The 12,975-nt window shown below is 45.4% G+C and carries 12 protein-coding genes; 2 read left to right on the top strand and 10 right to left on the bottom strand.

Going from position 1 to position 12,975, the window contains the following annotated elements:
* From A3G19_RS10010 to A3G19_RS10020, 3 genes are all read right to left on the bottom strand, one after another.
* On the bottom strand, positions 1–320 hold a 320-nt coding region (locus A3G19_RS10010), incomplete at its 3' end, for a peptide deformylase (RefSeq protein WP_294872504.1).
* Positions 321–368: 48 nt separating this feature from the next.
* On the bottom strand, positions 369–530 hold the full coding sequence (locus A3G19_RS10015) for a hypothetical protein (protein WP_015654318.1): 162 nt from the start codon (positions 528–530) through the stop codon (positions 369–371).
* Positions 531–549: 19 nt separating this feature from the next.
* On the bottom strand, positions 550–2,019 hold the full coding sequence (locus A3G19_RS10020; protein WP_294872507.1) for an FAD-dependent oxidoreductase: 1,470 nt from the start codon (positions 2,017–2,019) through the stop codon (positions 550–552).
* A gap of 296 nt (positions 2,020–2,315) precedes the next feature.
* Here A3G19_RS10020 and A3G19_RS10025 point away from each other — a divergent pair, with 296 nt between their 5' ends.
* Entirely contained in the window at positions 2,316–3,485 is a 1,170-nt protein-coding gene (locus A3G19_RS10025; protein WP_294872509.1) for an FAD-dependent oxidoreductase, read from the top strand.
* A gap of 1 nt (position 3,486) precedes the next feature.
* Here A3G19_RS10025 and pepN read toward each other — a convergent pair whose 3' ends face one another.
* Positions 3,487–6,090 (bottom strand): aminopeptidase N, encoded by a 2,604-nt coding sequence (pepN, locus tag A3G19_RS10030; RefSeq protein WP_294872512.1) that lies wholly within the window; start codon positions 6,088–6,090, stop codon positions 3,487–3,489.
* 73 nt (positions 6,091–6,163) lie between these two features.
* On the opposite strand from pepN, the gene A3G19_RS10035 reads away from it, so the two are divergent.
* Entirely contained in the window at positions 6,164–7,372 is a 1,209-nt protein-coding gene (locus tag A3G19_RS10035; protein ID WP_291750893.1) for a hypothetical protein, read from the top strand.
* Here A3G19_RS10035 and A3G19_RS10040 read toward each other — a convergent pair.
* The 6 genes from A3G19_RS10040 to A3G19_RS10065 all read right to left on the bottom strand — a co-directional run.
* Entirely contained in the window at positions 7,347–8,456 is a 1,110-nt protein-coding gene (locus A3G19_RS10040) for a methyl-accepting chemotaxis protein (protein WP_015654323.1), read from the bottom strand. The two genes, A3G19_RS10035 and A3G19_RS10040, sit on opposite strands and share 26 nt — an antisense overlap.
* Before the next feature lie 11 nt (positions 8,457–8,467).
* Positions 8,468–8,854 (bottom strand): PAS domain-containing protein, encoded by a 387-nt coding sequence (locus tag A3G19_RS10045; RefSeq protein ID WP_015654324.1) that lies wholly within the window; start codon positions 8,852–8,854, stop codon positions 8,468–8,470.
* 63 nt (positions 8,855–8,917) lie between these two features.
* Positions 8,918–10,348 carry an FAD/NAD(P)-binding oxidoreductase gene (locus A3G19_RS10050; protein WP_015654325.1) on the bottom strand — a complete coding sequence of 477 codons (1,431 nt, stop codon included), beginning with the start codon at positions 10,346–10,348 and terminating at the stop codon, positions 8,918–8,920.
* A gap of 103 nt (positions 10,349–10,451) precedes the next feature.
* Positions 10,452–11,201, bottom strand: coding sequence for a DUF695 domain-containing protein (locus A3G19_RS10055; protein WP_294872514.1), 750 nt, complete (start codon positions 11,199–11,201; stop codon positions 10,452–10,454).
* Between the two features lie 3 nt (positions 11,202–11,204).
* Positions 11,205–11,546, bottom strand: coding sequence for a hydrogenase maturation nickel metallochaperone HypA (gene hypA, locus A3G19_RS10060; protein WP_294872517.1), 342 nt, complete (start codon positions 11,544–11,546; stop codon positions 11,205–11,207).
* Positions 11,539–12,975 (bottom strand): enoyl-CoA hydratase-related protein (locus tag A3G19_RS10065; protein WP_294872519.1); only part of this gene is annotated, 1,437 nt, incomplete at its 5' end. The genes A3G19_RS10065 and hypA, both read right to left, overlap by 8 nt.

Here is a 12,975-nt window from a genome sequence, read left to right on the forward strand (position 1 = left end):
TAGACCACTTTGATTCGGTCATGCCGTTTGAGTATCGCTGTAAAATCGGGATAATACGCGCTTATCTCCTCCGCAATAACTTCTCCGTCGGTGACAAGGATACGAGGGTTAATGAGTTCCAGCAGACCACTCTCGGTTTTAATAATAATGGCACAAGCAGGCACTGCGATTTGGATCGCTGTAATGGCATCAAGTTGATAATGCTCCATCGTATCGCGCATATTTTCTAAAAGTTTAAACAACTCATCATCAAATTTCCGAACATCGGCAGAGACATACTTAATCCGCTCATCAGGGTAGGTGATCAATTCTTTAATCATTTTGGAAAATCTTTCGTAGGAGGTAGAGCCCCCTAAAGGGGCTTTTAATTAGTGGCTTTTGCGAACAACGATCAACATTTTGATGTTGATCATAATAAAGCGGATAAACTGCCAAATTTTGCATGTACGCATTTTGATAACAAAATTTGTCGGTACCATTGTGGTAAAGTTTGCATCGTACGGTTTTACGTATTTTTCAATCTCATTCATAGTTTTTTTCTCCTTTTACTTATTCAGGGATCATTGTCCAGCCCGGATTGAGCTTGGCTTTATAGATAAACATGTGGTGAAGGATGTGTTTGATCCAGTGACCTGCAAGTCCGATTTCACCGAATGTATAATCCAAATCACGTCCGAGACCCGGATATTTTTCGAAGTCAGGAACAACCGGATAAACGGTCAACGCCGCAGCGGTACCGTCAAATAGACCTTTACCTGCTGATGCAACACACGCCGCACCCATTTCTGCCATTGATGCTTCATGCAAGTGTGCATCCGGCCCTTTTTTGATCAAATCACACACGCTGTGTGCAACCGCTTTCCCGATAATACCGCTTGGCATACCTGTACGCGGAGGCGTTGGGAAAATTTGAGTACCGTTTGGTGAAGTCATCGGTTTAGAGATCGGATGCGGAGGAGCAAACGCGATACCTGCAGCGAAGAGATTTTTGTACGTTGGATTTTGATACGTACGAGGCCAGTCAGACGCTTTCCAGTTCTCGTAAGCACCTGCATCGTATTTTGCATCAACTTTCATGAAGCCATTCGGTGCAAATACGGTAGCCGTGATATCTTCACCCGCTTTGTCGTAGGCTTTAAGACCGACACCGGCAAACGGTGGAATCAACATTGCGAAATCGAATGTCTCTTCGCCCATTGAACCATCAAGAAGTTCATACGAAACTTTCCCTTTTTCAACTTTGTTAACGTGAGCACCGATCAACCATTTGACACCGCGCTCAGAATACAAAGACTCTGCAAAAAGACGTGAAGAAGCCGCGTAACCGCCGCGTTTCATGTGCAATCCGCCGATACCGAAGTCACCGAGGAACGATTCGTTAGAGATCCATTGGATATCGGCCAAATCACGGACACCCGCTTTGCGAAGTTCATGTTCGATGTTGAAGATATACTCGAACGCCGCACCTTGACACGTACACATACCGTGACCTGTTCCGATGAGGAATTTTTGGCGCTCCCCTTTTTTCATTTTTTCGATAGATTTTGCAAACTCATGCGCTGCATGGTCAGCATGATCGGCTGTACAAACGGAAACTGTAAATTCACCTAAACCATTAGCATCGCCAAGACCCGGAGTAGCGGCAAAGTTAAGTTTTGGACCCGTAGCATTGATAAGGTAATCATACGTTACATCTTCACTTTGTCCCGCTTTGCCTTGACCGGTATATTCAATCGTTACAAACGGTTTGTCGCTGCTTGCATTCCCTTCGGGATTCAAACTTACCGCTTTCGCTTGTTTGTACGTAATCCCTGCTTTTTGGTATACAGGAGCGAGATCAAAGGTAACCTCTTCTTTTGTCATTTGACCGACACCCACCCAAATATTTGAGGGGATCCAGTTCCATTTTGAATTAGGGGTAACAACCACTACTTCATGATCTTTACCAAGCCAATCTGCCGCAAAGGTTGCGGCTGTGTGTCCAGCGACTCCGCCGCCTAGAACAACTACTCTTGCCATATCTTCTCCTTCGAATAAATTCCATAAAAGCTGATTATAATACCATAACATCACAATTGTATCACATCCTTAAAATAAGCCTTGTAATTTAGACTATATTTATTCCAAAAGCAGACAGTGTTACTTTTTTTCACAACATTTGTATTCCATATTGATAAACGACAAAGAAAAATAAAAAAAAATTATGACGAATAAAACATTTATCTATATTGACTTTCAACGCCATTGCTATTATAATTTTCATAATATAGTTAAAAAGAATAATTATTATTTGTGTAATTTGAAAGGATGGCAAAGTGCAAAAAGTTCTCATTATAGGCGGAGGAATTGCCGGAGTCGAAGCGGCAATTTACTACCGTAAAGAGGGTTTCAAGGTTGAACTGATCAGTGAGCGCAGTTATGTTTTTATCTACCCCATAGCGATCTGGATTCCGGTCAGAACGGCCCAATTTGATGATGTCGCATTCTCACTCGATCAAATCGCAGCGCGCCACGGCTTCACCCTCAATATCGACCAAGTAATCTCCATCAATGCCTCTGAAAAAACCGTTACACTCAAAACGGGTGGTATTCGCCAGACCGATCATCTCGTCATCGCAACGGGTGCGGCCAAAATGAAGCACGAAGGGTTGGAACATACCCTCTCGATCTGCGGAGCACCGGAGCAATCGATCATGCTCAGAGAAAAAATCGATGCCCTGATTGAGCGTGGGAGCGGAAAAATTGCATTCGGTTTCGGCGGTAACCCTAATGATACCAGCAGTGTTCGCGGTGGGCCTGCGTTCGAGCTTTTTTTCAATCTCCATCATCATCTCAACAAACTCGGTATCCGCGAGAACTATGAAATGACCTTTTTTGCTCCGATGCCTGAACCGGGTGCACGAATGGGGGATAAAGCCTTATCTATGCTAAAAAGGATGTTTGAGAAAAACCGCTTTGCGACCCGTTTTGGCAAAAAGATCAAACGTTTTGAATCCGATGGCGTTATTTTTGAAGACGACAGCCGCTTAGAGGCGGATTTGATCATGTTTATCCCTGCCGGGAATGGATCCGCATTAATCAAAGAATCTGACCTTCCCCTAAACAATGCCGGATTTATCCGAATCAATGATTATTGTGAAGTCGAAGGGGTTGAGGGATGGTACGCCATCGGTGACGCGAGCGCACTTGAGGGACCGGATTGGAGAGCCAAACAAGGGCATACGGCCGAAGTGATGGCACGCAATGTGGCTCATAACAGTGCCATAACACAGGGATTAAAAGCTGGAACCAAAAAAACCTACCAAGACCACCTCAACATCCTCTGCGTTATGGATATGGGCAACGGCGCCGGATTTGTCTATCGAAACGATAAAAAAGCACTCCTCCTCCCGATGCCGATTATCGGTCACTGGCTCAAAATCGGCTGGGGATGGTATTACAAAATGTCTAAAATGAACTATTTCCCCCGCATTCGTGGGATGTAATTTACCCTTCTAAAATCTTTGAAATAATCTCATAAACATTATTGGAAAGATCAGAATGATTTTTGATCCGTTCCAAGTCTCCCCCCATTTTGGCTTTTTGCAATGTTGAAAGTTTCCCGTAATTTTTAAATGCTCCCGCCAAGCCCGAAGCGATTTGAGGATTGAGAGCATCGATCTCAATGACTTTATCGGCGACAAAAGCAAACCCTTCTCCGCTCTCATCATAAAACGCAACCGGATTTCGGGCAAATGAGCCGATCAAAGAGCGAACCAAATTCGGTACTTTCCTATCGTATGCACTATCTTCTTGCAGGGCAATGACCCTCTCGAGTGTCCCCTCACGTCTCGAAGATGCGCGTACCGCAAAGTATTTGTTCATCACCAGTGTTTGATCGCTATAGCGCGTATAAAAATCTTCCAATGCCCCTTGCGCTAATTCGGGAGCATAATTTTCTAACAAATCGAGTGCCGCTAAACGCTCACTCATCGAGAGTGCTTCATCGTAATGTGCTTGACACAAACGGCTGATCGATTCATCCCGCAAACTCATTAAAATCCCAAGAAGTCGATTTTTAAGGGAACGTTTCCCAATACTTAGACCATCGATATCCGTATTTGAGGGTGTGTACAACGCGCTAATAGACTCTTGGAGTTCATTAAAATACCGAGCGGCCAATACCTGCTTGAGTCTCTCTTGAGCATTGACAATCGCTGCAACGTCGATCGTCTCTTGGCGCTGCATCAATGTCGTAACGCTAGGGAGTTCTAACGCCTGCGATTTGAACATCGGATCCATCGATTCATCCCGCAATAAAGCCCCGTAACTCTCGATATAACGTTCATTGGCCTCTGAACCGTTCATCATCGCTTCTAACGTTTCAATCCCAAACAGATGTGACGCTTCATAACGGACAAACCCGTCCCGATCATGCGCCATTAAAAACGGATAATCGAGTTCATCGCACTCAATAATGACCGGAGCACTAAAGTGGCGGTTAAGCGAGAGCTTCGGAGCTGAGGAGATCGCGCTAAATGTGACTTCCGTGATCTCATCGGTTATCCACAGCGTAGCAGCGTTAAGGAAAATAATATCCGAAGGTATCAGATCAAATTCCACTCCTTCCTCAGACAAGAGTGCGATGTTGAGCGGTAACGCATACGGAAGCTGTTCTTGGTTCTGTGTGTTTTTCGGGATATTTTGAACGATTCGTAATACGAGTTCTGCGGCATCCGAAGAGTACTCGCTTGAAATACGCAACGTCGGAGTACGCTCTTGCGAATACCATCGTTTAAACTGGGTCAAATCAACAGGGCTTTCACTCTGCATTGCCCATAAAAATTCTTCCGTTCCTACCGCTTCTCCGTCAAACGTATCGAAATAAAGATCCATCGCGCGGCGGAATCGCTCACGCCCCAGCACGGTGTGCATCATCCGAATCACTTCGGCCCCTTTTTCATAGACGGTGGCCGTGTAAAAGTTGTTGATCTCCATATAATGATCCGGCTTGATCGGGTGGGCAGTCGGGCCGGCATCTTCAACAAACTGCCGCTCACGCAATGCTCGCACATCGTCCAAACGCTGTGTCAGAGGGGAATTCATATCGGCACTAAACGATTGATCCCGAAAGACGGTCAACCCCTCTTTTAGGGTCAATTCGAACCAGTTACGGCACGTGATCCGGTTTCCTGTCCAGTTGTGAAAATACTCATGGGCGATAACGCTCTCAATCCCTAAAAAGTCGGTGTCCGTTGCGCTCATTTCATCCGCAAGTACGTAATGGGAATTAAAGACATTCAACCCTTTATTCTCCATTGCCCCCATGTTGAAACTGTCCACTGCAACGATGTTGTACACTTCCAGATCGTATTCGCGTCCGTAGGTAACTTCATCCCACTCCATTGATTTTTTCAAGCTGCGCATCGCGTGATGACATTTATCTTCATTACCTATATCGCAATAGATGGCTAAATCGACTTTTTTTCCGCTCATCGTTGTAAAGGTATCGGTAATTGAACCTAAATCTCCCACTACCAGGGCAAAAAGATAGCACGGTTTTGGAATAGGGTCTTCCCAAAGCGCCAAATGTTTACCATTATCCAACATCGCCGTTCCGCGAAGATTACCGTTGCTTAACAACACCGGACAACGCTCTTTGGAAGCGATAATTTTGGTCGTAAAGCGGGTCATCACATCCGGACGGTCGATAAAATAGGTGATGCGACGAAATCCTTCTGGCTCATTTTGGGTACACCAGATATCGCCGGAACGATACAGCCCTTCGAGTTCCGTATTCTCATCGGGATAAATACGGTTGATAATACGGATACGGGCGCTATCACAATCCAGCGGAAGGATAAGTGCACTCTCTTCAAGTGTGTACATCGTCGCTTCCAATAATTCATCATTCACCCAAATGAGTTCCAAATCCAGTTTTTCCCCATCAAGCCGAAGTTCTTTAGCTTCAGGATGAAGTCGACGAATTTCCATAATATTCTCAACACGCGTAGAGGATTCTTCAATAATAAATTCTAGGCTGCATGTCTCAACGGTGTAATCGCTAGGACGATAATCCTTATAATAAATGGTGTTATGTTCGTTCATCATAATTCTCTTTATTGCTTTTTTGAAATAATACTCAAAATACGCTACACTTAAGACATTAAAATATAAAGCAACAATGATGCACAATAATCTTTATCTCGCACGTCAGCCTATTTTAACCCGTGCAGAGAGCATTATCGGATACGAGTTTTTTTATCGTAATAGTTATGGTGAATGTGTCATTGATGATCCCAGACACGCTACCGCATCGGTACTGGTGAATTTGCTCAATCAAATCGGCACCTCCTCCGCTTTTGGAGAAACCTTGGCGTTTATCAATACGGACGGCCCTCTGCTGCTTACCGATATTCTCCGCACCCTCCCCAAAGAGAAATTTGTCTTCGAACTCTCAGCATCCATGAAAATCAATGCCCGCATCCATGAAGCAATCCGTTACTATCATGCTTTAGGGTATCGGTTCGCATTAGACAATGCATCTTTTAATCCACACTACATCGAGGCCTTCTCCCCCCTCTTTCCGTACATGGAATTTGCCAAATTTGACGTTACCCAAACCGATATCGAACAATTCTCCCATGCCCCAAATCCCTATGGCCAAATGAAACTCATTGCTCAAAAGGTTGAGTTTTATGAGATGGCAGAAGCGTACGAGCAACTGGGCTTTGAGTATTTTCAAGGGTTCTATTTTGCCCATACGCACGTCATTACCCAAAAGCGGATTGATCCGCAGTACATGGATGTGATTGAGCTTTTTACCCTGCTCCAAGATGATGCGCCCATGGAAGAAGTATGCGATTCGTTTAGATACCAGGGCATTCTCTCTTTGCAACTGCTCCAGTTTCTCCGATCGGTTCACCCCGAATACGTCGAAGGGAGTCTCTCAATCCGTGAAATGATTGAGCGTTTCGGAAAAAGTGCCATGATGCAGTGGCTCCTTTTGATCATCTACTCCAAATCGGGGACAAGGGCCATCGATGATAAAAATCCCCATGCGGTTTTTGCCCAAAGCAGAATAGACAGGATGGTATCTTTATTGGAAATGATTACCACAGAACCTACCCAAGCTCAACTCGACCAAACACATTTGATTGCGATGCTTTCACTATTAGAAGGGGTGATGAACGTACCGATGGAGTCACTGCTTCAAACTCTTCATCCAAGCTCTCAAATCGAAGATGCTCTTGTTACCCATACGGGGATGCTGGGGAGAGTGTATGCCGCATCTCTAAAACTCGAGATGGGCGATCTAAACGGAGCGGCAATTTTACTGACATTCTACGGGATAACTCCCGAAGCAATTAGCTCATTGAATCCATCGACGTGAGCAGTTCATCCATTTTTTGATCGACGGTTCCGACATATTGGGTTAAATCTATCATCTCATCCATATTTTTATTAAGCGATTCGCTGTTGTCATTGATTGCTTGAATTAGAATATTGATCGTTGCAGAAATTTCAGCGAGACTTTTTTGGGTACGTTCTGCGAGTTTGCGCACTTCATCGGCGACAACGGCGAATCCGCGCCCGTGTTCACCGGCTCGAGCCGCTTCAATCGCCGCATTGAGGGCTAGGAGATTGGTTTGATCGGCAATATCCCCGATCGTCACCAAAATCGCTTTGGTCTCTTGAGCATTCCCGACAAGCGCTTGTAAATTGCCGGAGAGTTCATGCTCTTTCCCTGCGACACTTTGTATCCGTTCTACCGTGGAATTAATCATCCCGTTGAGTTCGACAAATTTGGTGGCGCGTAGATCTTCGATGGTTGCCTTGAGGTTTTTGGTATTATTATTTAAAACCTCTTTGGCTTCGTTGTTTTGGAACTCCATCGTCTCCAATGCACCGGCTAAGTCATTGATATGCTGAAGCATCGTCTCCATTTTCCCCGATACTTTGACCTCGGCACGGGTGGAAAACTTCCCTTCGCTCAACGCTTCTAACACGCGGATTGCAGTGTCCAAGTTTGCTTCCGTCGCATCAAGCATCGTATTCATCGTTTTTCGCAGTATGTGAACGTGCGGCGTTTTTGTATCACTCCCGATACGACACGCATAATGCCCCTGACGTACTTTGTCGGCTAACAAGACCATCTCGCCGGCTACCAACGTATCTTGTTGCAGCATCTCTTCATGAGCTTTGGACAAAGCGTTCAGCTTCTCTTCGGTACTCCCTATCTCTGCATCCATTAACGTAAGACGATTACGCTTGAACTGCAACAGCTGAATAAAATTATCCAATTGCTTTTGAACAGACTCTTCTCTTCCATTTGCACTCGTGATCAACCATATTCCGACCACAAGTACAACAATCACGACACCGACTAAAACACCTACGCTTTGTGTCAATAGCCCAACCAATAAACCAAGTGCAGCAATAATAGTTATAATCGTTATTTTTATCGAATTCTTCATGTACAGCACCCTTAATTCATTGTTTTGTAGAGACGTTCAGCTTCGGCAATCTCATCAGAAGATGCTTTTCGTCGGCATGACATGAATCCACAGGTGCCATCTTCACAGGCGATATTTGGATAAACCGTAGCATAAACCCAGTAAAAACCGCCGCTTTTGGTCGAATTCTTAACGTATCCCGTCCAAACTTTACCGCTTTTAATCGTATCCCACAAATCTTTGAATGCGGCACGCGGCATATCTCGATGACGAACAATACTATGCGCTTTACCCACTAACTCCTCAAGTGTATACCCCGCTATTTTGCAAAAATCTTCGTTGGCGAAAAGAATTTTTCCCTTTTCGTCCGTCTGTGATACCAAGAAATCGGTATCTTTCAACACATATTCATTACTCACGACTCACCTTTGCACTCTAGATTCAGAATCTCTTATTGTAGTGCAAAGAACATTCCATCCATCTTACATTAATCCGTTCAGCATCAGATAACGGTACATGGGTTGAAGCATGTAGAGATCAAATACCCACCATACCCATCGAGGCTTCGCCGGATCGAGCGGGAATGACGGAGCTAAACCGTCATAGTTAAATTCTGCCATAATAATCTCACCGTACGATGTTTTAAGAGGACAGACCGTATAGCCGTCAAATTTGAGCGAAGGCTCTTTTTTCTCCATCACCGAAATAAGGTTTCCGACCACAATCGGCCCTTGATGACGTGCACTTCCCCCGGTTTTACCGACAGGAATGCCGCATACGTCTCCGATACCGAATACATTTTTATAGCGACGGTGCTGCAGCGTCTCACGATCGACTTCCAGCCACCCTTTTGCCGTCCCTTTTTGCCATCCGAGCAGTGAGTTGGCCACGGCATCGACTGCGGCTGTCGGAGGAGAAATATGGATAAAATCGTATTCCAGCGTTACCTCTTCTTCTTTGTCGATCATCTCATACTCTTCGAACTCTTTGTCGTATTCACCCTGTACCTGATAAGTATGATGGAAGGTGGCTACTTTTTTCTCGGCATCGATTCGAATCAGTTCATGTCCGAATTTGTTGGTGATATTACCGTACCCTTTTTGAACTTTTTGTATAGCCGCATCAATCTCAGGGAGACTAAAAAGTTTTTCACCCGCTGTTGCAAAGATGAAATCAGCGTCCAAGTTATCACGCTTGAGGTAATCGTCGCTGAGATAGAGGATTTTTTGCGGTGCACCGCCGCATTTGAGCGGAGTGGAGGGTTGAGTGCAGATAACACGAGGTTTAGAAGTTTTTGCCGCTTCATGAAGCGCCTTAAACCAATCACGGGTAATTGTAGCCCCCTCTGCCGTTCCGGCTGCGAGGTCACTTTGATAGACACTCGCGATACCGTGTTTCCCCAGCATATCGACACTCAGCCCCTCGATTTGCTCATAATGGTATTGGACTCCGGCCGCAACCACGAGATAATCGTAATCGACAATGGTTCCCGTTTTGGTGGTTAGCTTATTGTTATCGGGATCAAACGTGGCCACTTCATCTTTGATCCAGGTTACATCATCCCCAATGTATCCGGTGTTATCAAAAATAATATCCTCCGGCTCATATTCCCCCGCCGCAACAAAAATCTGACCCGGTTGATAGACATGTTTTTCATTCGGAGCGATAATGGTGATATCCGGTTTGGAAAGAGCCCGGCGTAAGCGCGACAGTGTCATCAGCGCACCCGATCCACCGCCGACAATGACGATTTTTCCCACCGCATCCGAAGCAGAAGCGTGTACGGGTGTCGCAACTGCTGATCCAGCGAGTACGGATGCGGCTACCGGCGATAACGCCATCATTTTCAGTGCGTCACGACGGGAAAGCCCTTTATGTGCTTCAATCTTTTTCATGATTTCCTCTGGACTCATTACTTCACTCCTTTTGATATTAATGTGAGACGTTGTTACTCTTATTATCACCGTCTATAGATTAAAGTTTCTTAAAAGTGAATAGGTTTTCAGGAAATAATCGCTAAATTTTTACGACACTCGTTTCCCAACCGTCATAAGCTCCGCTGTGGTGAACCGAAAGATTGATTAAATAAAGAGTCAACGTATCGATATCGTAGTAAAAAGGTTTATCTTGTCGGTAAAAACTAACTCCTACCATAGGGATGTTTTCATTGGCATCCACTAAGTCTTTAACGTTAAATCCTTCCGATTCGATTGCTGTGATAAAACCTTCTCGTTTTTCTACCGTTTCAAAATAGGCTTTATGTTCAATCGCGCGCGGTAAATGCAACGAATCGCCCTGCGTTTTTAAATGATCGCACACTTTATGATTTTGAATTATTTGCCACTCAACAGGGGTGGGAAACAAAAGTTTGTGATACACCTCCCATTCGCTGTCAGGTTTGGAACCATACTCATATTGGTAGTCAGGGAACTCTATCATTGCCGATTGCACCGCATTCGGCCAATCAAAATCGTGTTTGAGATAGTAGATAAAAGTTATCTCACCATTGGAGACAATTTTGCCGACATAACTTCCGACACGATAGCGCAACGACTCCATCTCTATTTTATCTTCGATAAAACTGAGTTGAGCCTCTTCCTCTTCCGATATTAATCCCCGTTCATTGGGAGATTGCATTTTCATCTTAATAAATCCGACGATAAACTTATCTTCACTCGGCAACTCTACGGCTATACCTGCATTGACTAAAACCGAAGCAATGTTGCCATCGATTGTTTTCATATATAATTCCCAATATTCTTGCATGCTCTACTCCATTTCCAACGTCATTAAATACATATCTTCACCATCGATCACTTTGACATCCAAACTTTCACACGCTGGACATTTATAATATATCTCACTCAGTTCGGTTGCGGTACCGCATTGCTTACATTCAATCACAAGAGGCTGAACGTTCAGTACAAAATCAGCGCCGTCACACACCGTTTTTTCTTTAAACGTATTAAACGCGATTTCAAGCAGATGCGGCTCTACGCCGGACATTTTACCGATTTTTACGACAATCTTCGTCACCGATTCCGCTTCATTCTCACGCGCTATATCTTCACATTGTGTTAACAACGCCTGCACAATCGAATACTCATGCATTTCCTACTCCTTGTAAATAGATGGGTGTCTGTATCGGACACAGTTTGTAAACGAAATCTTTGCGCAGACGGTTAAACTCACTGGCAGGATCGTAAAAACTCGGATACATCCGCTCCAGTTCAATCTCACGATGACGCTGAATCTCCTCCGTAAACGAGGTATGATGGATTTTTTGACGTTTGATATCCAAAAGCTCCTCATAGCGCTCTTCATCCTCATACAGTGCCTTACAATACTGATGAAGCTCCGGTAAATACCTCTCCTCATCTTCGGATAAAACCGTATCGACCAAACCAATAGCCTCCGCATGTACGGCACTGATCGGCAGACAGCTGCTGGTCAGTTCGTGCGCTTTAATCTCTCCGACACGGCGAGGCAAAGTATAGGTCCAATACTCGCTCCCGTGAAGCCCAAGCGTTTGGTAGTGGGGATTTAATACCACTCCCTCACGTGCAACGACGAAATCGGAAGCAAGGGCTAAAAAGACCCCTCCCGCTCCCGCGTTGCGCCGCAATGCACTCACCGTGAGCACCTCATCGCACAGCAATATCGATTTGACCGCTTCGTTCATCGAATGGATGTTCGACCATCCGTCTTCATCCGATTTTTTGGAATCCTCCATGATGTTCAGATGGATGCCGTTGGAGAAAAACTCTTCTCCCCCCATCAATACCAGCACTTTGATCCCCGATTGTTTCAAATGATCGAAGGCATATTTCAACCGAACGCATTGATGGGCGCCCATCGCCCCGTTGTGAAAATCAAATCCGAGATACCCTACCTCATCACGCTCGACATAGGTGATCTCTTTGAACGTCTCTAAAGAGGGATCGACGAACAGTGGCAATCGATCTTCCATCACCCCTTTGAGTCGATCTTTGAGCACATAGGTTGCGGGGAGTTTGATGCTCGGAAGATGTCGCTCTTTGAGATGGGTAATCCAGAGTGCTCCGTCTTTCGTCCCCAGACAGATCGCCCCCTCACGCTTGGCGAGAATCTCTTTGATCCCGCCGCGAAGCCTCCCCTCACGATGGGCACCGTAGAGGGTACATTCCATCCCTAAAATCGTCTCCAGTATCCCCGGATGACTGTCGGCGGATCGGATTTTGGTGAGAATCGTCTCGGTGGTGTCATTTTCCCAGTCGATCCGACGATCACTCTGCGTCATCGCCCTGTGCGCCGAACCGCTTAAAGCATTTTCGTGTTGAGCCAACGGAATAAACGTCGGCTCATGAAATACCTCCAGCAGTTCATCCACCAGCCCGATAGCGAGAGTCGTCGTTTCGTTGCGATAAATGGAGGCTTTACTCCCCTGTGGCATAGCAAATGTCCCGTGCGCGTAGATATCTCCCGCATCGTACTCACCGTTGGCGCGCAGAATCGTGACACCCCATTCCGATGATCGGTTCAAAATGGCCCAATCGAGTGC

The sequence above is a fragment of the Sulfuricurvum sp. RIFCSPLOWO2_12_FULL_43_24 genome (assembly GCF_001829605.1).
GTDB lineage: Bacteria > Campylobacterota > Campylobacteria > Campylobacterales > Sulfurimonadaceae > Sulfuricurvum.

Bases quoted from the DNA above. Each gene is read 5' to 3' on its own strand.
- A3G19_RS10015 (WP_015654318.1), bottom strand. From the start codon at position 530: ATGAATGAGATTGAAAAATACGTAAAACCGTACGATGCAAACTTTACC.
- A3G19_RS10020 (WP_294872507.1), bottom strand. From the start codon at position 2,019: ATGGCAAGAGTAGTTGTTCTAGGCGGCGGAGTCGCTGGACACACAGCC.
- pepN (WP_294872512.1), bottom strand. From the start codon at position 6,090: ATGATGAACGAACATAACACCATTTATTATAAGGATTATCGTCCTAGC.
- A3G19_RS10035 (WP_291750893.1), top strand. From the start codon at position 6,164: ATGATGCACAATAATCTTTATCTCGCACGTCAGCCTATTTTAACCCGT.
- A3G19_RS10040 (WP_015654323.1), bottom strand. From the start codon at position 8,456: ATGAAGAATTCGATAAAAATAACGATTATAACTATTATTGCTGCACTT.
- A3G19_RS10050 (WP_015654325.1), bottom strand. From the start codon at position 10,348: ATGAGTCCAGAGGAAATCATGAAAAAGATTGAAGCACATAAAGGGCTT.
- A3G19_RS10055 (WP_294872514.1), bottom strand. From the start codon at position 11,201: ATGCAAGAATATTGGGAATTATATATGAAAACAATCGATGGCAACATT.
- hypA (WP_294872517.1), bottom strand. From the start codon at position 11,546: ATGCATGAGTATTCGATTGTGCAGGCGTTGTTAACACAATGTGAAGAT.